Annotated in this window: 25 protein-coding genes; 8 read left to right on the forward strand and 17 right to left on the reverse strand. The window is 62.3% G+C overall.

Annotation, left to right across the window (positions count from 1 at the left end; translation table 11 throughout):
- Positions 1-15 precede the first annotated feature (15 nt).
- The 10 genes from AB0O52_RS08020 to AB0O52_RS08065 all read right to left on the reverse strand — a co-directional run bounded on the left by AB0O52_RS08020 (position 16) and on the right by AB0O52_RS08065 (position 10,018).
- Positions 16-981 (reverse strand): D-2-hydroxyacid dehydrogenase, encoded by a 966-nt coding sequence (locus tag AB0O52_RS08020; RefSeq protein WP_364535834.1) that lies wholly within the window; start codon positions 979-981, stop codon positions 16-18.
- Positions 978-1,922 (reverse strand): D-2-hydroxyacid dehydrogenase, encoded by a 945-nt coding sequence (locus AB0O52_RS08025; RefSeq protein ID WP_364535837.1) that lies wholly within the window; start codon positions 1,920-1,922, stop codon positions 978-980. The genes AB0O52_RS08020 and AB0O52_RS08025 overlap by 4 nt, the downstream gene beginning before the upstream one ends.
- 14 nt (positions 1,923-1,936) lie before the next feature.
- On the reverse strand, positions 1,937-2,845 hold the full coding sequence (locus tag AB0O52_RS08030; protein ID WP_364535840.1) for an ABC transporter permease: 909 nt from the start codon (positions 2,843-2,845) through the stop codon (positions 1,937-1,939).
- Positions 2,845-3,792, reverse strand: coding sequence for an ABC transporter permease (locus AB0O52_RS08035; RefSeq protein WP_364535842.1), 948 nt, complete (start codon positions 3,790-3,792; stop codon positions 2,845-2,847). Before AB0O52_RS08035 ends, AB0O52_RS08030 begins: the two co-directional genes overlap by 1 nt.
- The gene (locus AB0O52_RS08040; protein WP_364535845.1) at positions 3,789-4,802 is read right to left on the reverse strand and encodes an ABC transporter ATP-binding protein; all 1,014 of its coding nucleotides are present in this window, start codon (positions 4,800-4,802) and stop codon (positions 3,789-3,791) included. The genes AB0O52_RS08035 and AB0O52_RS08040 overlap by 4 nt, the downstream gene beginning before the upstream one ends.
- On the reverse strand, positions 4,799-5,869 hold the full coding sequence (locus AB0O52_RS08045; protein WP_364535848.1) for an ABC transporter ATP-binding protein: 1,071 nt from the start codon (positions 5,867-5,869) through the stop codon (positions 4,799-4,801). Before AB0O52_RS08045 ends, AB0O52_RS08040 begins: the two co-directional genes overlap by 4 nt.
- Positions 5,870-5,948: 79 nt before the next feature.
- On the reverse strand, positions 5,949-7,484 hold the full coding sequence (locus tag AB0O52_RS08050) for an ABC transporter substrate-binding protein (protein WP_364535851.1): 1,536 nt from the start codon (positions 7,482-7,484) through the stop codon (positions 5,949-5,951).
- A gap of 169 nt (positions 7,485-7,653) precedes the next feature.
- Positions 7,654-8,427, reverse strand: a complete 774-nt coding sequence (locus tag AB0O52_RS08055) for an SDR family oxidoreductase (protein WP_364535854.1) — start codon at positions 8,425-8,427, stop codon at positions 7,654-7,656.
- Positions 8,427-9,335, reverse strand: a complete 909-nt coding sequence (locus AB0O52_RS08060; RefSeq protein ID WP_364535857.1) for a dihydrodipicolinate synthase family protein — start codon at positions 9,333-9,335, stop codon at positions 8,427-8,429. The genes AB0O52_RS08055 and AB0O52_RS08060 overlap by 1 nt, the downstream gene beginning before the upstream one ends.
- Positions 9,332-10,018, reverse strand: a complete 687-nt coding sequence (locus AB0O52_RS08065) for a GntR family transcriptional regulator (protein ID WP_364535860.1) — start codon at positions 10,016-10,018, stop codon at positions 9,332-9,334. Before AB0O52_RS08065 ends, AB0O52_RS08060 begins: the two co-directional genes overlap by 4 nt.
- Positions 10,019-10,167: 149 nt before the next feature.
- Between AB0O52_RS08065 and AB0O52_RS08070 the strand changes: the two genes are divergently transcribed.
- The 6 genes from AB0O52_RS08070 to AB0O52_RS08095 are packed head-to-tail and all read left to right on the forward strand — an operon-like array spanning position 10,168 to position 15,468.
- A complete protein-coding gene (locus AB0O52_RS08070) occupies positions 10,168-11,091 on the forward strand; it encodes an NAD(P)-dependent oxidoreductase (protein ID WP_364535862.1) in 924 nt (307 codons plus the stop codon).
- A complete protein-coding gene (locus AB0O52_RS08075) occupies positions 11,091-11,867 on the forward strand; it encodes an amidohydrolase family protein (protein WP_364535865.1) in 777 nt (258 codons plus the stop codon). Before AB0O52_RS08070 ends, AB0O52_RS08075 begins: the two co-directional genes overlap by 1 nt.
- Positions 11,867-12,679: an amidohydrolase family protein gene (locus AB0O52_RS08080; protein WP_364535867.1), complete on the forward strand. Its 813-nt coding sequence runs from the start codon at positions 11,867-11,869 to the stop codon at positions 12,677-12,679. The genes AB0O52_RS08075 and AB0O52_RS08080 overlap by 1 nt, the downstream gene beginning before the upstream one ends.
- Positions 12,676-13,782: an enolase C-terminal domain-like protein gene (locus AB0O52_RS08085; RefSeq protein ID WP_364535870.1), complete on the forward strand. Its 1,107-nt coding sequence runs from the start codon at positions 12,676-12,678 to the stop codon at positions 13,780-13,782. Before AB0O52_RS08080 ends, AB0O52_RS08085 begins: the two co-directional genes overlap by 4 nt.
- Positions 13,779-14,552 carry a creatininase family protein gene (locus AB0O52_RS08090; protein ID WP_364535873.1) on the forward strand — a complete coding sequence of 258 codons (774 nt, stop codon included), beginning with the start codon at positions 13,779-13,781 and terminating at the stop codon, positions 14,550-14,552. The genes AB0O52_RS08085 and AB0O52_RS08090 overlap by 4 nt, the downstream gene beginning before the upstream one ends.
- A 22-nt stretch (positions 14,553-14,574) precedes the next feature.
- On the forward strand, positions 14,575-15,468 hold the full coding sequence (locus AB0O52_RS08095; protein ID WP_364535876.1) for an aminotransferase class IV: 894 nt from the start codon (positions 14,575-14,577) through the stop codon (positions 15,466-15,468).
- 89 nt (positions 15,469-15,557) lie between these two features.
- On the opposite strand, the gene AB0O52_RS08100 is transcribed toward AB0O52_RS08095, so the two are convergent.
- From AB0O52_RS08100 to AB0O52_RS08130, 7 genes are all read right to left on the reverse strand, one after another.
- A complete protein-coding gene (locus AB0O52_RS08100) occupies positions 15,558-15,872 on the reverse strand; it encodes an NIPSNAP family protein (protein WP_364535879.1) in 315 nt (104 codons plus the stop codon).
- A 91-nt stretch (positions 15,873-15,963) separates the two neighbouring features.
- On the reverse strand, positions 15,964-16,710 hold the full coding sequence (locus AB0O52_RS08105; RefSeq protein ID WP_364535882.1) for an SDR family oxidoreductase: 747 nt from the start codon (positions 16,708-16,710) through the stop codon (positions 15,964-15,966).
- Complete coding sequence (locus AB0O52_RS08110; RefSeq protein WP_364535885.1) at positions 16,700-17,623, reverse strand: NAD(P)-dependent oxidoreductase; 924 nt, start codon at positions 17,621-17,623, stop codon at positions 16,700-16,702. Before AB0O52_RS08110 ends, AB0O52_RS08105 begins: the two co-directional genes overlap by 11 nt.
- Positions 17,624-17,660: 37 nt before the next feature.
- Entirely contained in the window at positions 17,661-18,626 is a 966-nt protein-coding gene (locus tag AB0O52_RS08115) for an aldo/keto reductase (protein ID WP_364535888.1), read from the reverse strand.
- A 14-nt stretch (positions 18,627-18,640) separates the two neighbouring features.
- Entirely contained in the window at positions 18,641-19,504 is an 864-nt protein-coding gene (locus AB0O52_RS08120) for an amidohydrolase family protein (RefSeq protein ID WP_364535891.1), read from the reverse strand.
- Positions 19,501-19,938, reverse strand: a complete 438-nt coding sequence (locus AB0O52_RS08125; protein ID WP_364535894.1) for an RbsD/FucU family protein — start codon at positions 19,936-19,938, stop codon at positions 19,501-19,503. The genes AB0O52_RS08120 and AB0O52_RS08125 overlap by 4 nt, the downstream gene beginning before the upstream one ends.
- On the reverse strand, positions 19,935-21,320 hold the full coding sequence (locus AB0O52_RS08130; protein WP_364535897.1) for an L-fuconate dehydratase: 1,386 nt from the start codon (positions 21,318-21,320) through the stop codon (positions 19,935-19,937). Before AB0O52_RS08130 ends, AB0O52_RS08125 begins: the two co-directional genes overlap by 4 nt.
- A 198-nt stretch (positions 21,321-21,518) precedes the next feature.
- On the opposite strand from AB0O52_RS08130, the gene AB0O52_RS08135 reads away from it, so the two are divergent.
- Both AB0O52_RS08135 and AB0O52_RS08140 read left to right on the forward strand, forming a co-directional pair.
- Positions 21,519-22,256, forward strand: a complete 738-nt coding sequence (locus AB0O52_RS08135) for a FadR/GntR family transcriptional regulator (protein ID WP_364535900.1) — start codon at positions 21,519-21,521, stop codon at positions 22,254-22,256.
- A 283-nt stretch (positions 22,257-22,539) separates the two neighbouring features.
- The gene (locus tag AB0O52_RS08140; RefSeq protein ID WP_364535903.1) at positions 22,540-23,799 is read left to right on the forward strand and encodes a sugar ABC transporter substrate-binding protein; all 1,260 of its coding nucleotides are present in this window, start codon (positions 22,540-22,542) and stop codon (positions 23,797-23,799) included.
- The last annotated feature ends 16 nt before the right edge of the window (positions 23,800-23,815 follow it).

The following is a 23,815-nucleotide window of genomic DNA, read 5'->3' on the forward strand; positions in this document are numbered from 1 at the left end:
CCTTCACCTATTCCGTCAGTACCAAAGTTCTTTGTTCACGATGTTCTCGAGCGCTGCACCTTGGACGAATGCCTCTGCATTGCGCTTCAGCACCCCCAGACGCCGATCGTCGATATAGGGCCCCACCACAGCGACATGGGGCGTCAGCAGCGCGCGCGGTTGACGCCAGAGCGGATGCTCGGGCGGGAGCGGCTCGACCTCGAAGACATCGAGCGCGACCGCGCCGAGAGCGCCGCGATCGAGGGCGTCGTTCACGGCCTCAAGACTTACGGTCGGACCTCTGCCGATATTGACGAGCATCGCGTGGGGTTGCATCAGGGCGATCCGGCGAGCGTTGATGAGTCCCTCGCTTTCCGGAGTGTGCGGCAGGGTGAGCAGCACAATGTCTGCACCCGGGAGGAGGGAATCGAGCTCGTCAGGTGTGTGCATGGCCACCACGCCCTCGGGAGGGGATGCCAGCTGCGGATCGACCCCATGTACGGTGACACCAAACGCCGCGAGCATCCGCGATATCTCAGCACCGATCGCGCCTACGCCGACCACAAGGGCCGTCGAGTTCTGCAGATGAATGACATCCGAATCGGCCAGATGCCGGTCCCAGTCGCCGTTGGCCTGCTGCCGTATGTAGACAGGGATGTTCCTGGCGATTGCCAGCACGAGTGCGACGGCGTGGGTTGCGACGTGGTCGTTGTAAATGCCCCTGAAGTTGGTCACGGTCACCGGATGCGCGGTGAGCTCGTCGAAGAAGTAGCCAGGGGGCGGGGCAGCCATCGGGGCCTGAAGCCAGCTGAGCCTGTCGGCGACGGCGAGCATCCTGCGGTCGAGCGTGCCGTATGCGGCCTCTGCAGCGGGGAGCACTTCCATCGCTTCGGCCTCGTTTTCGGCGCATACAACCTCGAGTCCGTCGATTGACGCGAGCTCCGCTGCCCAGGACCGTGTCAGTTCAGACTGCGGGGGAAGAATCACCATTCGCTTCGTCATGCGCTGACCTCCGAGGCCGTGTGCTCGAGCCGGTTCCGCCAGTCGGCGAGGCCGGCGTAGGCCAGCAGGTTGTGTTCGAAGATTTGCGCCCACCGGGGGGCGAAATTGGGACTGTCGCCGCCGATGTGGGGTGTGATGATGAGATCGGGGCAATCCCAGAGCGGGGAGTCCTGCGGCAGCGGCTCCGGATCGGTCACATCGATGCCCGCACCGCGCAACTCGCCGTCACGAAGTGCAACGAGCAAGGCGTCGCTGTCCACGAGTGGTCCCCTGCCGACATTTACCAACCATCCTGCCCCGAGGAGGGCGAACTCCTCTGCTCCAATCAGCCCGCGGGTCTCGTTCGTTGCGGGGGCAGTGATCATCAGGATGTCCGCCCAGCTGCACAGCTCGTGCAGGGCCTCAGGCCCGCGAACCACCGGGACGCAACCCCTATAGCTTTCAGGTGTGCGCTTCAGGCCGGCGACCTCCATTCCCCATGCGATCGCCCGGCGGGCAACCTCCTCGCCGATGCGGCCGAGCCCGATGATCGCCATCTTCTTGCCGCCGAGCTCCTCCGCCGTCATTGACGACCACGTGTGGGTGACGGAGTTGCGAACGGACTGGCCGATTCCCCGCGTGACTCCGAGAAGCAACGCGAAGGCGTGCTCGGCGACGCACGAGGCGTGCACCCCGTGCGCGGTGGTGAGTTCGATGCCATTCCGGCTGAAATCCTCAAGCGGGTACTGATCGGTACCGGCGCCGTTCCCGGCCACCCAGCGGAGGCTCGGGGTCAGGAAGTCATCCCTCCAGTACGAGGTGACAAGCACCTCTGCACCTGCGGCGAGTTCTGCAGCGACGGCATCCCGATCGGGGGCGAGGACGACATCCAGATCGGGCAAACCCTTCACAGTCTCGGGAACGCCCGTCGGACATCCGGGATCGACCACAACTCTTATCATTGAATTCCTTTCCATCAGACTGTTGGTACCCCGGCGCCGCGAGTACTCTCGCTGCGCGGATCAAGTACGTCACGAACGGCGTCGCCGAGCACGTTGAAGGCGAGCACGAGTGCAACCACCGCGACGCTCGGCCCGAGCACCAGCCACGGCGCCACCGTGATGAAGTTGCGCCCGGTCGACAGCATCCCTCCCCAGTCGGCCTGGGGAGGACTTACTCCCAGGCCGAGGAAGGCCAGCGAAGCATAGGCGAGCTGGGCAGTCGACATACTCAGCGCGGCGAGCACGATGACAGAGGGAAAGACGTTCGGCACGACGTGGGTCCAAAGGATCCTGAGTGGCCCGACGCCTGCCAGCCTTGCCGCGTCGAGGAACTCGCTCGTCTTGATCTGCAGTGTTGCTGAGCGACTGAGCCGCACGAATCGTGGAATGTAGAGCAGCGAGATCGCGAACGAGGCGTTCAAAAGGCTGGGGCCCATGACCGCGACGATGATAATCGCGAGAAGCAGCTCGGGGAATGCGAACATGACGTCCTGCGATCGGTTGATTAGGCCGTCGACGGCGCCGCCCGTGTACCCGGCGATGACACCGAGGACGAGTCCGATCACCAGGGCGATGCCTACTGACAGCAGCGACACCGTCATGGCGATCTTCGATGCGTCGATCACTCGGCTGAAGACGTCACGGCCTATGTCGTCGGTGCCGAGCCAATGAGCCGCCGACGGCGACGCCAGGCTTTCGACCACATTGCCGACATTCGGGTTGTACGGTGTGATTACCGGCGAGAGGACGGCCAGCAGGGCGAAGATCAGCACGACGGCGAAAGATACGACGGCTGCGCGGTTCCGGCCAAGCCTTCTCAGCGCACCGCTCTTGCCTGATCGGACCCGTGGCAGGCGCACGGTTTGGGATATTGTCTTGCTCATCATCGCCTCTGTCGTGGATCGAGGATCGGGTAAAGGGTGTCGATTACCGCATTTATCAGCACGAATGCGACGGCGAACACCATGGTCGTCGCGGTAACGGCGGGGTAGTCGCGATTATTGATCGCCTCGAGCAGTCCCCGGCCGAGGCCGGGAAGCCCGAACAACTGTTCGACGACGATCAGCCCACCGAGCATCACGCCGAGCTGGAAGCCCAGAAACGTCACAAGCGGGGGGAGTGCGTTCCGGAGCGCGTGCAGATAGTGGATCCTGTTGCTGCGTACGCCGACAGCTCTCGCGGTAACGATGAACGGGTTCCGGAGCACCTCGAGCATGGCACTGCGGGTGAGTTGCATCGTCATAGCCGCAAACGGGAGCGTGTTCGCAATCACGGGAAGGGCCATGGAGCGAAGGTTGCCTAGCGGATCGTCCGTGAAGGGGATGTAGCTCACCTGAAACAGATCAGGCGCGACCACCGAGACCACAAGCAGCAGCACAATGCCGATCACAAAGACGGGAATCGAAAAGATTGTCAGCAGAACCGCGCGCGCGGCGACATCCGCCCGTTTGTTGGCGTGCACCGCGGCGATGATGCCGACGGGAACTCCCACGAGGGTCGAGAAGACGAGCGTGAGGATCGCGAGGTCGGCGGACACCGGGATCTGCTGGGCGAGGTCGGCTGCGACGCTTCGCCCAGTGATGGGCGATGTCCCGAAGTTTCCCTGCACGGCCGAGGCGAGCCAGTGGAAGTACTGGACGATGAGCGGCTGGTCGAGTCCCAGCTGATGCCGCACCGCCTCGAACTGCTGTGCCGTGGCCCCTTCCTGTCCGACGAGCACACTGGTCATGTCGCCCGGGATGAGGGTTCCGAGCGAAAAGATCAGCACAGAGACCACAAGCAGTACGGTCGCTAAGCTGAGGACCCGTTTGGTGATGATGCGGGCGATCATCGGGGCACCTCCTGGATCGTCAGTTTCGCTTCTCCAGGGAAGTGGCAGGACACCATGCGGCCGTCGCCCGCGGGTGCGAGCGGAGGCTTGATCTCTTCGCAGATCTTCTGCGCGAGAGGGCAACGGGTACGGAAGCGGCATCCGGTTGGGGGGAAAAGGGGACTGGGGACGTCACCCTCGAGTACCACGGAATCTCGATGACGCTCGATTCGGGGGTCCGGAGTGAGGGCAGATGCCCTCAGGGCGACTGAATACGGGTGCAGCGGACGCGCCACGAACTGCTCTGAGGTCGCCGCCTCGACGATCTCGCCAAGGTACATCACGACGATCCGGTGGCTGATCGCCTGGACGGCCGCGAGATCGTGGCTGATGAAGAGGTACGAGACCCCCAGGCGGTCCTGAAGGTCGACGATGAGGTTGAGGATCTGGGCCTGGATCGAGATGTCGAGTGAGGCGATGGACTCGTCGTGCACAACGAGGGAAGGATCGGCGATGAGCGAACGGGCGATGGCGGCTCGTTGCTGCTGTCCGCCCGAGAGCTGGTGCGGCATGCGGCCAGCCATCTCAGGCTTCAGTCCGACCAGTGACAGGACTTCGGCGATCCGGTCGTCCGAGGTCCGGGCCCGTCGCGAGCGCAGGGGTTCGGCAATCGCCTGCCCGACTGTGCGCCGCGGGTCCATCGAACTCGCAGGGTCCTGAAAGACCATCTGAAGGCCCAGGCGGCGCTCCCGGCCCTCCTGCCCCCGGGCCCAGATGTCACCGCCGTCGACCTCTACAGTTCCCTGCGACGGCTTCATCAGCCCGACGACGAGCCGGGCGACAGTGGACTTGCCGCAGCCGGACTCTCCGATCACGCCGAGTGTCTCTCCGCGGTTGATGTTGAAGGAGACGCCGTCGACGGCACGAAGGGTCTGTTCCCTGCCCCCGACTCTGACGGGAAAATGTTTCTTGAGGTCGCGCACCTCAAGCAATGAGGTGGTCGATCGGGTGTCGACAGGTGCTGTGGTCATGATGGCTCATTCGGGATCAGGGCTGAGACGGGTTTGCCGGTTTGTTGCACGACCAGGCAGCGCGTGCTGCGCCCTGGCTCGATCTCAACCAGCTCGGGGTGCGTTGTGCGGCATTGGTCTTGCGCGAAGCGGCAGCGGTCAGCGAACCGGCAGCCGCTCGGGACGTTGGCCATGTCCGGCGGAAACCCGGGCAGCGTGGGCAGCTTGCCTCGGACGTGATCAGCCCGGGGAAGGGAGTCAAGAAGTCCCGCGGTGTAGGGATGAAGGGGCTCGGCGAAGAGGGGTTCGACGGGCGCTTGCTCGACGATTTCTCCCGCATACATCACGGCAACCCGATCACACATCTTCGCAACGACGCCCATATTGTGGGTGATGAGAAGCAAGGCGGTGCCGCGCTCGTCGGCCAGGCGCTTCATCAAGGCGATCACCTGCATCTGGATGGTGACGTCGAGCGCCGTTGTCGGCTCGTCTGCGATGAGCAGCTGGGGGCTGTTGATCATGCCGATGGCGATGACAACGCGTTGGCGCATGCCTCCGGACATTTGATGGGGGAATGAGGCGCGTTGCCTGGCCGGGTCCGGCATCCCGACGTCAGCGAGGGCCTGTTCGATCCGGGCTTCAGCCTCCTTGCCGGTGGGGCCCCCATGGGCGCGAAGCGCTTCTGCCAGTTGCCATCCCACGGTAAAGGACGGATTGAGTGCCGTCATCGGGTTCTGGAAGACCATGCCGATGCCAGATCCTCGGACCTCGCGCAGCTGCTCAGGGCTGAGCTCCTTAAGGTCCTTGCCATTGAGCCGGATCTCCCCGGCAACGATCCGTCCTGGCTGGGGCACGAGCCTGAGGATCGAGTTGGCCGTCACGCTCTTGCCTGAGCCCGATTCTCCGACGAGGCCGAGGGTTTCTCCTGCCGCCACGTCGAAGGTCACGCCGTCGACGGCGCGGACATCGCCGGCGGGGGTGCTGAACCAGGTCTTCAGGCCGCGCACTGAGAGCACAGGCGCCTTCGTGCCCGACCCGACGATGGTCTCGTCTGTGTCGTGCGTCCGGTCAGTGTCAGTGGTATTCATAAATCGTCTCCGCCCATGAAGTGGTGGATTCCGCCGTCCGGGTCGATCCAACGACCCGGACGGCGGAGGTTGGGGGGTGCTACTTGACGGCGACGGCGGTCAGGAACTGCCGCGCGAGGGTCGGGTCCGGCGTCGCAGATGTGACGTTCGGGCCGTAGGCGATCATCGCGTTTGGCGCAGCCACAGCGATGTCGGGGAACGTGAGTTTGTCTTCCAGTTGCATGAGCGCCTGCAGGTTTGCACCGTACGCGGACGGATCGTCCTGTGCGGCTTTCTGCATCAGCGCGGTAACCTCAGGCGGTGTTGCTCCCTGGCGTCCGGGACGGGGGGACAACAGTGACATTGGGTCGCCGGTGAATGCGTAGACGTTGTCCAGGATGTCGTAGTTGGCCTTGTTCTGGTGATCGAGCCACACGGCGTTCTGTTCGGCCTGGATGGTGACGTTGATGCCCGCTTCCGCCAGTTGTGTCTTCACAAGGTCGGCGAACCGGTCGAGGTAGGTCCCGTATCCGGCGAGGTGCGTCAGCGTGATGCTGATGCCGTTGGGGAAGCCGGCTCCTGCGAGCAGTTGCTTCGCCTTGGCCACGTCGCGCGTTTGGTTTGCGAGCTGGCCGAGGGGAAGGCCCCACGGTGTTGATCCAGGGAGTTGCGCACTCGGCGCTGCCTGGCCGAGGAAGGCGCCCTTCACGATGGCGTCGCGGTCGAGGGCGAGTGAAATCGCCGCCCTGACGTCGGGGTTGTCGAACGGAGCGCGGCCGGAGTTGATGTTCAGGCGAATGGTGTTGGTTCCCGGAACACTTGCGACCTGCACTGTCTTGCTGTTCTTAAGTTGCAGGGCATTCTCAGCGCTCGGGAAGATCAGGTCGACCTGTCCCGACTGCACCGCGGCGACCTGGGCAGCCTGGTCCGGCATGTACTTGACCTGAAGGTCCGTGTACTTGGGAGCGGCGCTGGGGTTCCAGTAGTTCGGGTTGCGCTTGAGGACCAGTTCGCTGTTCGGAGCGTAGGAGACAACTTCGAACGGGCCGGCGCCGAGGACCTGGGTCTTGAGGTCGTGAGACGCTGCCCACGCCTTGCTCACGATGCCTGAACCGATCAGGAACGGGCTGCCGAGGTTGAGCAGGAAGCCTGCGTCGGGGGTATTCAGCTTAAACTGCACGTGCGTCGCGTCGATCTTGGCGACAGAGGCCAGGCTCATGAACCGCGCCTTGGCGTAGGGAAGTCCGTCCTTGAGCAGCCGCTGGAACGAGAACTCGACGTCGTCAGCGGTCAGAGGGCTGCCGTCGGAGAACTTCGCACCGCTGCGAATCGTGAAGTCATAGGTCTTTCGGTCGCTGCTGATGGTCCAGTCCGTCGCGATCTCCGGCTGTACCTTGCCTTGGCCGTCGACCTTGACGAGACCGTTGTATACAAGCTGCCACGCATACATGGTGGCAATCTGCGAAGACTGGATCGGGTCGAAGGTCTGTGGAGGGACCGTCTCGGCGACGACGAGTTTAGTACCTGTACTGGCCTTGTTTGCGGCGGGTGAGCCGCTGCCGCCGCCACATGCAGTCAGCATGGTGAGCGCAAGCACTCCAAGGGCGGCAATTCCTCTTAAACGTGTTAATCTCATAGATGTCATATCCTCTCTAGGGCTGAATCACGGCTTCAACGTGATCCAAGGGACCCCAGGGTCGACGGGACGGTCGACCCTGGTAGGGGGTATTTCGAGGTGGAATGCATGTTGCGGGCGCGGGCTCTGCGTGAGCCTGCAATGCAGTGCGGCCTGGGCCACACGCGGGCTACATACTTGAGATCAGGCCTCCATCCACGCGGATCTGGGCGCCGGTGACATACGAGGCTCTGGCGCTGCTCAGGAATGCCGCGACACTCCCGAATTCTTCGGCGGTGCCGTACCGGCCGGCGGGAATGCTCTTCTGGGACCGCTCGCGCACGTCTTGTGCCGTCGTGCCCTCGCGTATCGCCTGTCCGGCGTCCAGGGATATGGCGCGCTCGCTCGCTATTCGCCCTGGCAGGATCATGTTGACGGTGACACCGTCCTGCGCGACCTCGCCCGCCAGTGTCTTGAGATAGGCGGCAAGCGCCGATCTGGCAATGTTCGACTGTGCGAGGTTGGGGATCGGCTGGTTTACGCCACGTGAACCGATTCCGAGGATGCGTCCCCAGCCCCGCGCGCGCATGGTCGGCAGTACCGCCTGGACGAGGTCGATCTGTGCCATCAGCAACGCTTCGATCGTCGACTTCATCTGGTTCGACTGCAGGAGCGAAGCCTGCCCTGCGGGCGGACCCCCGGAGTTGAGCACGAGGACATCGATTGGCCCGAGCGTGGAAACGACCTGGTCGATCGCGGCCCTCCGGCTCGCGGCGTCAGTGAGGTCCAGTTCGACGCCGATGGCTGACGGCATCCTCGCCGCGAGGGTGCGGGCGAGATCGCCCCTTCGACCGGCGACCGCGACGGATGCTCCCTCATTACTCAAAGCCTCTGCGATTCCGAGCCCAAGCCCGGACGTCGACCCGACGACGAACGCCACCTTGCCTTGCAGTCCGAGTTCCATCACAACACCCCCGATTCGTTGACGGCCGCCAGTTGCGCGGACAGCAACGGAATCAGCTCGTCCGGCATGACCTGACTCGGCGGGCGCACTGCCCTATTGTCGAAGAGCCCCCGTTCGACGAATATTGACTTTCGAATTGCGAGGCCGACCTTGGCCTGGGCCTCGAAGTTAACGAGCGGCATCCACGGAAGGTATGCCTCCCAAGCGGCAGTGAATCCGCCGCGGTCGAACGCCTCGAGGACAGTAACGAGCGCTTCAGGGTACGAGAACCCGGTCATCGCTCCCGCCGCCCCCGCCGCGAGCTCGTCAAGCAAGCCGAGGCCACCCAGACCCCCAAATACGGGAACTGTAGTGAGGGAGGTGAGGCGGCCGATGGCGACGGCCGTTGGTGGCGCTTCCGCTTTGATCCCGACAACGAACGGACTTGCGTTGACGACGGCGGCGAGCGCATCGTTCGGAATCGTCACGCCACTTGCGACGGGATAGTCCTGGACGAGGATGCCTGCGCCCGTCGCTTCGTGGATGGCCGCGAAGTGTGCCGCAAGCTCGTCGACGTCGTTCGTATTCACCTGCACCATGAGCGCGGGTTTGGTTTCTCCACAGACCGCAAGCAGTCGGGTAGCTCTCGCAATCGCGGTGTCTGTCTTGAGGTCGGGGAGGCCAAGCACGAGGCGCATGCCCGGGGCATGCTCGAGTGCGATCTCAACAATGCGTGCGCTCTCTGCGTCGTCGAGCTGTGCGCCCTCGCCGAAAACACCGAGCAGCACGAGCCCCTGTGCTCCTGCTTCCCGGTATAGATCAATGAGATTCCGCAAACCCTGTTCGTCTACGGCAAGCGATTCGCCGGTGAACGGTGTCGCCATGACACCCCAGAGTCCGCGGTTGAGAAGTTCCGGCGGCGTGTTCATCGGGCAGACTCTCCCTGGTCGAAGCCGGCAAGGACCATCGACATCACATGACCGACGTGTTCCTCCATAGCTTCTCCCGCGATGTCCACTCTGCCGCTTGCGATAGCCTCAGCGATCCGGACGTGCTCCTTCGCGCAACTCACGGAATCATGTTGTGTCATCGGAACGTCCCGCAGACGGAGCGCGGACGTCAGTACGAGAGCGTCGTCGATCGCGGTGTTCAACAGCTCGTTCCCCGAACAGAGCGCCACCTGGCGATGGAACTGGGCGTCAAACTCCCTGAAGCCCTGAGCGTCTCCGGCAAGGGTCTTTGTGAGCGAACCTTCTGCGAACTCGGCAAGGAGAAGCATCTCATTGTCCGTGCGGCGCGTTGACGCAAAGCGCGCCGACGCGCGCTCCAAGCTGGCCCTCAGTTCATACGCCTCGCGGATCGATTCACGCGAAGGCTGCACGACCTGCAGTCCAGAGCCGTTGGGCGAGACAAGGCCGATGTGCCTCAGCCTCAATAGGGCTTCGCGAACAGGGGTCTTGCTCACCTGCAGCTGGGCCGCGAGGGACGCTTCTGAAATCTTCGTTCCTGGAGCCAGCTCCTTATTCACGATCGCCGACTTGATCTGTTCGAGCACAAGACTCGACAGACTTTCGGGCCTCGTGCCCAAGGGCAGTAACTGGGGAATGGTCACTGATTACTCCGTTCCTCGTTCGTTTTGACTTCGTTCCAACAGCGGCTTCGTATAACGCATGCTAGACACTGTATCTGATATATCGTATTCTGCGATAGACCCCTGGCGAAAAGAAATCCGCTGACCCGAGATGAAGAGAAGAAGCGAAAATGTCGACTGAGTCTGCACATCGTCCCGTAGTACTTGTCACCGGTGCCACCGGCTACATGGGGCGACAGATAGTTCCGGCCCTTCGGGATCGCTACCGCTTGCGCCTTGTTGATGTCGCGGATCCTGGCGGCGAGGACATCGAAGTTGTTGACCTTTTTGAATCGGACCCTGCCGAATTGACGGTTCTTTTCGAGGGCGTCGACACGGTTGTCCACCTTGCGTACAAACATTCCGCACCGGGGAGCAGTTACGACAACAGTGTTCCTGCCATCGACAAGTTCGAGGTCGAGTTCGGAAACCTCCGCATGGCGCAGAATGTGTACCGGGCCGCCTTCGATGCCGGAGTGCGACGCGTCGTCGTCGCGAGCTCCAACCACGCCGCCGACTGGTACGAACACACGCTTGTGCACCATGGACTCAAAGACGTCGTGGAACCTTACGAACTTCCCCTTGCCGACAACTTCTACGGCTGGTCCAAAGCTTGCTACGAACACCTCGGCTTCGTCTACGCTTGCGGAGGCCTCGGGCGGTGCCTTGAGGTCGTCCAGGTCCGGATCGGCGCTCCGCGGGACCTCGATGAGGACACCTATTCAGCAGACGAGCCGCCGGCGCCTCAGCCCGGCCCGGCGTTCCCGACCGGTATAGCGCGCTTCAAGCGCGACTTGGGCGCATGGCTCTCCCAGCGTGACGCCCAACAGCTCTTCATCCGCTGCATCGATACCGAGAACATCGAGAACGAGCACGGAGTGCCCTGGCAAGTCGTCTACGGCATCAGCAACAACACCCGGGCATTCTGGTCCCTCACGTCGGCCCGGCAGGTATTCGGCTTCCGGCCCGTGGATGACTCGGAGGTCCGCTACGAGGCAACCGTCCAGAAGCTGCTGATGCACGGCGGCATCGCAGGCGGACGGGTGGGGGCGTGATGAACGAGCTGAGCTTCTTCGATTGCAACGCCTTCATCGGCCAGCCGTCCCTCGTGAAGTACTTTCCCGAACGCGTCACCGTCCCAGTTCTTTCAAAGGAATACGACCGTCTGGGAATTGCCAGGGCGCTCGTCACCCACGTCGCCGCAAAAGAATATGCCCCGGCGGTCGGAAACGACCTGCTGCGTCAGGAACTGGCGGGGGCTGATCGCTTCAGTCCCTGCCTCACCCTCATGCCCCCGCTCACCGGGGAGCTCTGGCAGCCCGAAGACATTCTCGACGAGCTGCGCCAACGCGGGGCGCTCGCTGCACGCCTGTTCCCATCGCTCTCGGGACACAGGTACCCGTTCGATGTTCGCGTGATCGGAAGCATCTGTGAGGTGCTCGAGACAGCCCGGGTGCCGCTCTTCGTCGATTTCGAACTCGGGCGGCGTGACGAAGCCGACTGGGTGGGACTCTACGACCTGGCCGACGCTTACCCCGGGCTTCCGATCGTGGTGATCCGCCCGGGCGGCAGGAGCGACAGGGGGCTCTACCCGCTCCTCACACGGTCGCCCAACGTTTACATCGAGAGTGGGGGGTATTGGGTGCACAACGGCATCGAAAAAATCTGCGACGTTTTCGGGGCTGAGCGGATCATGTTCGGCTCGGGATTTCCGTACTGGACCCCGTCCGGCGCAGTCTTCCACGTCGCGACCGCTGCCGTCTCGGACAGCGAAAAGGCCCTGATCGCCCACGGTAACCTCGATCGCCTCCTCTCGGAGGTGAACCTCTGATGGACATCACGTACAAGCCGTACTTGAAGACGTCACCGATCATTGACGGGCATGCCCACATGGGGCACTACCGCAACTTTGCGATCCCCAACAATGATGCCGACGGTATGATCGCCCGTTTCGACGCTGTGGGTATCGATGTCGCGTGCGTCAGCCACCACGCCGGGATCTCGGCAGACCACGAATACGGCAACAGCATGGTGGCGGATGCTGTCCGTCGCCATCCGAACCGCCTCGTCGGGTTCTGCGTGATCAACCCGAACTATCCCAAGACGGCAGCGAGCGAGATCGCCCGGTGCTTCGGGCAGCCAGGCTTTCGCGGTTTCAAAGTCCACCCCGAGCTTCACGGAGACTATCCTCTGGACGGACCTGGCTACCGGGCGATGTGGGAGTTCGCCGATGCCAACGCCCTGCCCGTGCTTTCGCACAGCTATTTCGGCGGCGACCGCCTCGCGACGTTCGAGAGCGTTGCCTCGAAATACCCCGACGCTACTATCTTTCTCGGTCACGCGGGCATAGACCTCGGAGCGGACAACGCTCTTGCCCTCCTCGATCGCACGAGCAATGTTCTGCTCGACATGACGGCGATCCAGCGCCACTGCAGCGCCGTAGAGTACCTCGGAAATCGAGCTGACCCGACCCGCCTGACCTGGGGGTCCGACAGCCCGTTCATCGACCCTGGCATCATTCTGGGTGCGGTCGTCCATGCGGACATCCCCGATGAGGTCAAAACGGCCATACTGTATGAAAACCTCGCGCGCGCCTTGAAGATAAAGGTGGTTGGCGGCGTCATCGAGGAGGCCGACCGATGAGGATCGTGCGCATCGAGGCAATTCCCCTGAGAGTACCGCGCGAACGCCCTGACCAGAGCGCTTTCGGCACGCGGGCATACACAGAAGCCGGCATTGTGCGGATTGACACGGATAACGGCATTACCGGCTGGGGCGAGATCTGTCTGGTCTGGTGGCGGATGGGCAGCGGCCTGTGCCGGGACGTGAACCGCCTGCTCGCGCCGGCCCTTCAAGGAGAAGACCCTCGCGCCGTGTCCCTGCTCTGCGATCGGATGAGAAAGCTACTTCCAGGGCGTGAGGACGCCCCTGCCATAGCGGGTATTGAAATGGCGCTCCTGGATATCTGCGGAAAGGCAGCCGGGGTTCCCGTGCACCAGCTGCTCGGCGGCGCCTACAGGGACCGTATCCCCGTCAGCTACTCCCTGCACATCAAGGCTCCCGAAGCGATGGCCGCAGAAGCAGGGCACTATGCGTCGGCGGGGTACGGCACACTCAAAGTGAAGATGGGCCGCACTTGGGAAGAGGACCTGGCATCTCTCGCCGCCGTGCGTGAGGCAGTAGGTCCCGATGTCTCGATCCGCGTCGACGTGAACGGAGCGTGGACGTCGGTCTCTGAGGCTGTCCACCGGATAGCAGCCATAAGCGAGTATGACGTGGAACTCGTCGAACAACCTCTTCACGGTGACAATTTGGCAGGCATGGCGGAGCTTCGCCGGGTATCAGCGCTACCGATAGCCGCAGACGAGAGCGTCTGGAACATGCGAGACGCCTTGGAAATCACCCGGGCGAGGGCCGCAGACGTCCTCAACCTCTATTTCAGCGAAGCGGGTGGCCTGCTCCAGGCACGCACCATAGCGGAGATCGCCCGTTCGAGCGGCATGGCGGTGTGGGTCGGCAGCATGCCCGAACTCGGTCTCGGAACAGCGGCCAACGCCCATCTCGCTGCCGCCATTCCGGAGCTCGCGCTCGCAAGTGACGTGTGTGGCTTCGCCTACCACGCGGACGACATTCTCAGAGTGCCCCTCTCCGTTGAACAGGGTTCGGTCGCTGTTCCGACCGGCCCAGGGCTCGGCGTGGAAATCGCCCAGGAAGCACTCACCCGCCTAAGAATGGAAGACGTATGACTATCACGACACCGCCGGACCTGCTCGCCCACTGGACCCGGGAAGATGCCGATAATCACGCCGCGCACACGATCGTCGTGCTTCCGGTCGGGGCGTTCGAGCAACACGGTCCACACCTACCGCTCGCGACGGATACGATCCTGGTCGAAGAGGTAGCAAGGCGGGCTGCCGCCCTTGTGCCCGGGACGGTGGTCGGCCCCTCGTTTTCAATCGGCAGCTCCGACCACCATCTGCCGTACGGCGGGACGGCGTCCCTGTCGACGAACACGCTTATTGACGCCCTGACGGATGCCGTGGAGTCGTTACTGACGAGCGGCTTCGCTTCGGTGTTCCTGCTGAACGGGCACGGGGGAAACGTTGAAATCATTAGGCTGGTCGCGCGCGACGTCGGCATCCGGCGCAAGGCCTTCGCCGGTTCCGGCTCATATTTCCAGCTGGCCGCCGATCGGCTCAAGGCTGCAGGCGCAAGCGAGATCGGTCTCGTCCCCGGCCACGCCGGCGCTTTCGAGACCTCGATGATGTTGGCGATCCGCCCCGAACTCGTTCGCCTGTCCTCTGTTCCCCACCGGGAACTGCCGACGGCAGGGTGGGCGGGCCCGAAGGCATATCATCTCGCGACTCCCGCCCCTTTTAGGGCCCCGGACGGTTTCAGTGACAGCCCCGATGAGGGGACCGCTGAACGCGGCGCCGAATTCCTGTCGATTTGCGTCGACACCGCTCGCGAAGCGTTGGCTGACTTCGCCGCAGTCGTCACCCGCACTGAAGGCTGAATCGGCCCAAGAAAGGCCTGACGTGAACTCTTTAACGGATGCCGTGCTCGCGGTGCTCTGCACGATAGACGGTGAGTGGGTTGTTCGATTCACCGACCCCCGGTCTGCCGCCTTGCCGGTCACAGACCTCGCCGTGACGAGGGGCGATGCGGTGTTCGAGACCATCGCATTCTTCGATGGACGCCCACAAGCACTCGAAAAGCACCTCAAGCGCCTGGCAGCTTCTGCCCGGAAACTCGACATGGCAGAACCCGAGCGCGATGTGTGGACGTCGGCAATTATCGCCGCTGTCGCCGAGCATCCTCCTTGGCCCGAACTATCGGTCAAGGTGGTGCTCACCCGTCCTCAGGCTGGTGAAGACGGAACGGTGCACGGCTGGGTTCACGTTGAAGCCGCCGCCGACCACTCGAAGAGGCGAAACACGGGGGTCAGCATTGCGACGATGTCACGGGGCGTGACGCGCGCGGCAGCGAGTGAGGCACCCTGGCTGCTAATGGGCGCGAAGACACTTTCGTATGCGCTCAACATGGCGGCCACACGGGAAGCGCACCGGCGGGGCGCCGACGAAGCCCTGTTCCTTACCGTCGAAGGATTTGTGATGGAGGGGCCGATCTCTTCGGTCGTGATGAGACGCGGCAACGAATTGCTTACGCCTGATCCCGGCATCGGGATCCTAGAGGGCACGACACAGCAGGATGTCTTCGCTTATGCCCCATCGCTCGGACTCAAGCCGCTTTACGTTGAGATCCATAAGGACGAACTCCCGGAAATGGACGCTGTGTGGATGCTCGGGAGTGGAAGCCTGGCGCTTCCGGTCTACCGGATCGACGGCACCGATGTGTCGAGGGACCCCGAAATGACCAGTCGCCTGAACCATCACTTGCGCTTCGGTCGTATGAGTCCGGATCCCGGATGAGATGCTTCATTGATTCACCGCAGCGGCGGCCGTCCAAGGTGGACGGCCGCCGTCGGGCTTGGAAACCAGCGGCCTTCTCGCCGCACTGTCTAGCTCAGGGGGGAGAAATCTGTCGACTTCAGGTACACGGACTCAACGCCTGCGACAATCTCACCGTTTTCCGTGGAGGCAGCACGGGCCTTTAGCCAACGGGGATCGCTTCTGAAGGCTTCCCAATTGGCCTCGGGGTCGCCCGCGTGCCGCACAAGGTAGACCAGAACGTCATCCTGGTCCAGAGGATGCCAGTAGCCAAGGCTCTCGATCCCGTGCTTGGCGAAGAGCTGGAGGGTATGATCCCGGAACCGGGTCAACAGGTCCTCCATCCGCCCCTCGGTGGATGTGTACGTACGCATTTCAAAGGTCACGAAGGATCTTCCTCTCGATGGTCGGTGTAAAGCCGGGAAAAGCCCCCTGCGGAAGCGGCATCCCCGATAGAAACAATCATGCGGGCTCGGATCAATGTGAACGCAGCCGCAGGCCGCCCATGCCGCCGTCGACCGCAAGCGAGACGCCCACCGCGGAACCGTTGAGCGGGCTTGCGAGGTACCCGATTGCTGCGGCTACTTCCGTTGCCGCGACCAGCCGCCCATGAGGCTGACGTGCATTCAGCGCGGCGCGCTCCGCTTGCGCATCAGGGGCGGAGTCAAGCAACCGGGCGACCCAAGGCGTGTCGGCAGTGCCGGGACTGACGCAGTTCACCCGGATACCTTCCCCGACGTGGTCGGCTGCCATCGCCAATGTGAGTGAATGCACGGCGCCCTTGCATGCGGAGTACAACGCCCGCTGTTGCAACCCGGCCGTGGCAGCGATGGACGACGTGTTGACGATCGCGGCATTCCGGGACTCCCGCAGGTGCGGCAACGCAGCTCGCGTCACTCGCGCGATTCCAACAACGTTGGTGTTCAGTACTCGAGCCCATTCTGTGTCGTCGTTGGCGGTTATATCGCCCTGGGCCCCGATTCCGGCGTTGTTAATCACGATGTCGATACCGCCCAGGTGCTGAGCCGCCTTGTCCACGGCGGCATCGACTGACTCAGTGTCCGATATGTCGCAGTGAATCCCCACAGATCCTTCGGGGGCACTATCTGGGTTCAAGTCCAGAACTGCGACCTTACACGCACGGTCCTGCAGATATTCCACCGTTGCGGCGCCGATCCCAGACGCCCCGCCGGTAACTATCGCCTTAAGTCCTTCAAATTCCATTTGCAGCTCCTTCATTGGCTTGTGCTCCTTGCTGGGGAAGAGATGGATACTGCTCGTCGGCAAAATTGCGCATTGTCCGCACGTTGACCCGTGGGCGGAAACCATAGACGTGGTAAAGCCGGTCGACGGCGTACAACGGGCCATCGGAGTTGCCGGGGCTTTCATAGAACGAAAGGTCCAAGTCATCGGCTTTGGCACCGAGCACAGCGCGCAGGGCTTCGGCTGTTGGGATGGGAGCTCCGGCCAACGGTGCGACGAGGTTCATTTGCCGGACTCCAGGGCCGACGGGGTGCGTGGCTGCCAGGGCGATGGCGTCGACAACATCGGATGCGGCGATGGTCCCCATCTGGCAAAACGGCCGGTTCATTGTCTGCAGGGCCTCCGGTTCTGCGGGTTCCGCATCCTCCGGGAGCACAGCGCCGATGCGGAAAACCGTGAACTCGAGGCCGGGGTCGGTTCGCCCGAAATACCTGATGGTGGACTCCATCAGGGACTTCGAGAGACCGTACGCGTCGAAGGCACGGCCAGGATGGTCGTCCGGGATCGGCAGGTCCGAGGGAAGAAATTCATCCGAGAGACAACCAGCGGCGGCGATGGAACTTGCCACCACGAAGTGATTTATCCCGTGGTCGATTGCGTACCGGAAAAACCGGCGGGACCCGGCCACATTGACACGGAAGGCGTCTTCCTCTGAGCTGCCCCCGGTAACGCCTGCCAGGTGCACAACGGCGTCGATGTCGTATCCGTCGAGCTGGGCGAGATCCTCGGCAACGGAAAAGTCGCCGCGAATGCTCACCGATGCTTCTGTGGCTTCCCCCCTGGCAAAGGCGATAACGTCATGATTTTCACGCAACTGACGGACGAGCCTGGATCCGATAAACCCTGTCGCCCCGGTGACAAGCACTGTGCTCACGAAATGTCCTCCTTTTGAATGAAGTCGGGACCACGGATCAGAGGATGAGGCCGCGCTGGCGCAGCTCGTCCCAGAGGGCGTCCGGTACAGGTACCTCCGTGAGGTCCATGTTCCGTTTCACCTGTTCGGGGGTGCGCATGCCCAAGACAACACTGGTGACCGCTGGATTCCGGAAGGAGAAGGCGATGGCGGCGGCCGGCAGCGTTGTGCCGTGGGCGTCACAGATTTCGGCCAGTTCAGTCGCCCGTCGAACGAGATCCTCCGGTGCCCGCTCATAGTTGAAGGTGGCATCGGGTGAGACTCTGTTCTTGGAGAGCAACCCCGAGTTGAAGACGCCGACGTTGACGATACCTACCTGCCGTTCGATACAGGCGGGGATAAGCTCAGCGGCGGCGCCTTGCTCCAGCAGGGTGTAGCGTCCGGCGAGCATGATGACATTGATGTCGCTCTCCGTAACGAACCGGTGCAGCATTTCGGCCTGGTTCATACCAACCCCGTACGCGCCGATTACGCCCTGGTCCCTGAGCGAGGCCAGTGCCGGAACGGCGCCGTCGAGGGCTTCAGCCCAGTAGTCGTCCGGGTCATGGATGTAGACGATATCGATCCGGTCGGAGTCCAAACGGTCCAGGCTTTCTTCAATGGAGCGCATCACACCATCGCGGGAGTAGTCCCGCACCCGGGTCAGATCATCGGGCACGTCGAAGCCATCGGTGTCACGCCCTGTCGGTGCCGGGTTCGGGCGCAGCAATCGGCCGACTTTGGTTGAAAGGATGTATTCGTCCCGGGGATACCCTCCCAGCGCTTCGCCCACTCGGCGTTCGGAAAGTCCGAGCCCATAATGGGGCGCCGTGTCAAAGTAGCGGATGCCTCGGTCCCACGCGGCGACTACCGCATCGACCGCCTCCCGATGTGGGACCTCCCGGTAAAGGTTTCCGATGGGGGCCGCGCCGAAGCCCAGGGCTGGTAACTCAACGCTCGTTCCCGCAATGGTACGCGTACTCACTTCGTCGCTCGCTTTCACTGATCGAGTTGGTAAAACCTTGTGGCCGTATCGTGTGCGACGGCGGCCAGTTCTGCCGCCGTCGCGCCTTCGAGAGCCTGATTGAGGACGATGTCGGCCCATTCGCCGTAGCTGTCATCGCCGTTATCCGAGGACCGGGCAGCGCGGGAGACGGGCCAATCGCTGCCGAACATGCATCTCTCTGCCCCGAAGGTCTCCAGTGCCGTCACGAGGAACGGCATGACCTGACTGCGGAAGTCCCCGTCCGGATCGGCTTCCGGGGCGGCGCCGGAGAGCTTAAGGAAGACATTGGGTAGTGCGCCCAGCCGCTTGAGGTTCACCCGCCAGGGCGAAAGTTCGCCGGAAGAAATAGGCGGTTTTCCCATGTGATCGAGGACGATCCGCAACTCCGGAAGAACTCGGGCGAAGGCTGTCAAAGCCGGTAGTTGATCGTGCCGAACACAGGCGTCAAAGCTCAGCCCTGATTCGGCCACGGCGCGTCCACCTGCGACCGTAGCCTGATCGGTAATGAACGAGTGCGACTCTTGTTGAAAGAGCCTGCGCACACCCTTCACAAGTGGCCGTTGCAGCAGCGACCCGAGGTGCGTGGCGAGCCTGGGGCCGGACTCGATAGGCGCGGAAGCAACGATGCCGCCGAGCCGGGGTACGACGTCGGCCATTCCGCTGACCCAGTCAACTTCCGCGAGGCTCTGCTTGGGTGAGCAGTCGCCTTCCACAAAAACAATACGGCCGACACCTAGGCTCCCGGTGTCCAGGTCGGTAGGCACGTACGCTCTATTGAGTCCCGGCGCGCCTTCCAACCAGGGGTAGTTCAGTACCGATGGATCCCAAAAGTGCACATGGGAATCAACAATGTTCATCGCGGTCCTGAGCCTGCACTTGTTCTCACACCGATGGTCAGAAGCAGGTTTGCGTACGGGCGGATGTCCCCGCTGGCGACAATGACGGCCACGTTCGGACTACGGGCGGCGTCATAGAAATCGAACCGGGGATAGGATGTCACGGCCACCGAGGGACCGAGAAGTTCCCTGTAGCCCCGAACTGCCGGGGGATCGTTGCCGTCCGGCGGGCTCATCACCGCCGCAGCCTCGATGGGTATGGCTGTACCAAGCACTTCGAGGATCTGGTCTACGCTCAGGAGCCCGGGCCGGAGGTTCAGCGGCACACGAACGGCGCCCGTCGGCCCGCCAGTGTTGTGGGGGTAGTTTCCATCCGCGATGAGAATCTGTGTGCCATGACCTGATTGCGCCAGGGCCGCCAAGAGGGTCGGATGAATGAGTTCGTAGTTGATCACGATATTTCCCCGGATCCAACCGAGGCGAAGGCGGTTCCCTCGGTTACGCGCCTTGCTCGTCTGCTCCGTTCCGCTGATCCCCGGGGCGTAGCGGACCAGAACGAGCCGTTCGGGTAGGCAAAACGGTCCAGTGAAGCCTGGAACATTTCTGCAGAATAGCCGGGTTTGGAGGGTAGGACGTACGCTCCGTCGGAGACCACGCAGGGGTCAGTGAAATGTTCGTGGAGGTGGTCGACGAATTCGGTGACCCGACCCGTCAGATCGCCGGACACTGCAATGTAGTCAAAAATGGACAAGTGCTGTACCAGTTCGCACAGTCCAACCCCACCTGCGTGCGGGTTGACCGGAATCCCGAACTTGGCAGCCATAAGCTGCACGGCGAGGATTTCATTGACGCTGGCCAGCCGGCACGCATCCAGCTGGCAGTAATCGATGGCGTTGGCTTGAAAGAGCTGCTTGAAGAGCACCCGGTTCATTCCGTGTTCTCCGGTGGCAACCCCGACCGGAGCGACCGCTTCCCGCACCGCCGCATGCCCAAGAATATCGTCGGGACTGGTGGGTTCTTCGATCCACAGTGGGTTGAACCGGGCCAGTTCGCGGACCCAGGCGATCGCTTCCGGGACGTCCCAAACCTGGTTGGCGTCGATCATGAGGTAGGCATCGGGACCAATAACTTCCCGGGCGATGCCAAGCCGGCGAATGTCGTCCTCGAGATTGGCACCGACTTTTAGTTTGATGTGTCGGTAGCCTTCATCGACGGCCTCCTGGCACAACCGCCGGAGCTTATCGTCTGAATAGCCGAGCCAGCCGGCGGACGTTGTGTAGCAGGGATATCCGGTCCGCTCCAGCTGATCGATGCGTTCTTGCTTGGTCAGCTCAAGCTTGGCCAGCATGTCAATGGCTTCATCGCGGGTCAGGACATCGGACAGGTAGCTGAGATCAGTTGCGTCCACCAACTGCTCCGGCGTCATTCCGGCAAGGAGTTTCCACAGCGGTAAGCCGGCTCTTCGCGCCGCCATGTCCCAGACCGCGTTCATGACCGCGCCCAGAGCCAGATGTTCCACGCCCTTGTCCGGGCCCAGCCAGCGGAGCTGGGAATCCTGCTTCAACATCCGGTATGTCGTACCGGGAGTATCACAGAGCTGCGCTGCTTCCCGTCCGACCAACGGGAGGGCCCGCTGCTCAATGGCCGCGGCACAGATATCATTGCCTCGGCCAATAGTGAAGGTGAACCCGCACCCGAAGATGTCCGGGTCGTCGGTGTGCAGCACGATATAGGCGGCCGAATAGTCGGCGTCCTTGTTCATTGCATCGGAGCCGTCGGCGGACGACGAGGTGGGGAATCTAACGTCGTAAACGTCGAATCCGGTAATGGTTGTCATGGTTCCCCTTAGATCGCAGTCTTGTCGACCACGGTCTTGTAGCCTTGATCCTGTACAGAACAGATAGATCGGATGAATAATGGTTGCTGGTACGAGAAATATACAGGACCTGCTGGCAATGTCTATAGATACATCCGATGATTGTCTGATGATCCCCAGTTACTGAAGGTAACGCCTCTAGGAAGTGAGTTCACCGAGATGACAACTGCGCCGATGTCCCAGACCGAGGTGGTCATCAGCGGGATCAAGCAGATGCTTTCGAGCGGGCGGCTGGTTCCCGGCGAGCGGCTACCGGTTGAGAAGGACCTGGCGGCATCGCTCGAGGTCTCCCGTGGCTCGCTGCGCGAGGGCATCCGCGCCCTGTCAACCATGGGAATTATTGAAACCCGCCAGGGGGCGGGTACTTTCGTCACTCAGCTCGAGCCCGCGGAACTCCTGTCTGCCATGGAGTTCTGGGTCAGCCTGCAGGAAGGTGAACAAGCGGGAGAGGTCCACGCCGTCCGACGGTCCCTGGAGACGGAGGCTGCCGGCGCTGCCGCGCGGAGGATCTCGCAAGAGGAACTGGAACGGGCGGAAGCACTTCTCACGGTGGCCCACACTGCGATCAATGCGGATCCAACGGACCACGAAACGGCCCTGAAAGCCGATATGGAGTTCCATCGCCTCATCGCCGAGGCCTCGGGAAACCGGGTCCTGTCGGCTCTGATCGAGGCGTTGTCGGGGCGGACTCTCCGCGGCCGAATGTGGCGCTCTACCCACGACAAACCCGGCCTGAGGGACACCCACCGGGAACATCTGGAAATACTCGCCGCCCTGCGGCTGCACGATCCCGAACGCGCCCGAGTCCGCATGGCAAGCCACCTGTATGCCGTCGAAGACTATGTGCGTGACATCCCGCCTGGCGCCCTGGCCGATGCTGAGGCGCCTGAAATCTGAACCGGGGGCACAGCCGCGACCGGGGGAGCGCCGCCCAGCTGAACCCGACAATACATCAGATGTATATGCCTGCCGCCTCAGATTTGACCGCTAAGATGCCTCATTCCGGCCCACTCAATCAACAAAGATCTGATGAATATCGCAAAACAACCTTGACTTCCCATAATGTGCACTGCATTCTGATGAGACCCCCGTCACGCAACGCAGAAGATGTTTGCTGAAGACGTTTTCGAATGCAGCGCTGTGCGGCGACCCTTCTCTGTTCTACTGAAAGGTTTTCCCAGTGTCGCGAAACCTCCCCGCTGGCCGCACTGTCAGCGCTATCGCCTTCTCGGCTGTTGCGGCTCTCACCTTGGCTGGCTGTGGCTCGAGCGGAGCTGCAGCCAGCGGCCCCGGAGCAAGTTCTGCCGCCTCGGCCATGTATACCTGGATCTCCAACGAAAATGACCGCTCACAATGGCAATCATTCATTGACGCAGCGAAGAAAACTGATCCCGGCTTCAACCTCACCCTTGAGGGACCCAGCTTCCCCGACTACTGGACCAAGGTCAAAACCCGTGAGGCCAGCCCGGGCGCGCCGTGCATCATTACCACCCAGGGGGCCCGGGCGCAGGAGCTAAAAGACCTGCTGGCGCCGCTGGATGACTTGGCGAAGAAAAACAATATCGACCCCTCCAAGTACAACCAGGCGATGATTCAGGGCATGACCGTCGACGGTAAGCTCCGGGCGATACCTTACGATGCAGCGCCTTTTGTTCTCTACTACAACAAGGACCTGTTCCAGGCTGCCGGGCTGAAGTATCCGAGCGAGAACTACACCCGGGCGCAGTTCATCTCCGATGCGAAGGCACTGACCAGGAACGGCGTTTACGGGCTCTCGCTCCCGCCGCAGTTCGTTAACGGCCCGGCTCCGGCCTTGGCATTCGCGGACGGACACTATCCCGTCAAGGACGGCAATCTGGATATCACCAACCCCGACTTCGTCAAAGACGTGCAGTTCACCTTTGACCTGGTCAACAAGGAACACGTTGCGCAAGCCCCGCAGGCGTCCGACGTTGTGGACGTCTCGCAGCAGCAGTTCATGAGCGGTCAAGCGGCAATGACCTTCGGAGGCCCCTGGATGTACCAGACATTCACCACCAAAACCAAGGGCACGGTCGGAGTTGCCGTTATTCCGTCCACCTCCGGGAACCCGATTTCCATGATCCAGGGTTCAGGCTTCGGCATTGCTGCTTCCTGCCAGGATAAGGAAGCCGCATTCGCGAACATCATGAAGATCACCACCGCCGACGTTATCGGGGCGGTAGGTGCAGGCCACGGAAACGTACCCACGCTTCAGGCTGCGATGAAGGCTTGGGCTGGAACTAAACCCGCCGCTGATGTTTCCACCATCGAAACACTACTCAAGAACGGCAAGCCGCTGCAGACAACGAAGAACTGGAACCAGGTCGAAACCCTGTTCACCCAGTACTCGGTTGAGGGATTCCGTGGCACGAAATCCGCCGAAACCATCCTGAATAGCGTTGCGAATTCCGCGAAATAGGTGACATGCCGGCCCT

The sequence above is a fragment of the Arthrobacter sp. NPDC080073 genome (assembly GCF_040686575.1).
Taxonomy (GTDB): Bacteria; Actinomycetota; Actinomycetes; order Actinomycetales; family Micrococcaceae; genus Arthrobacter.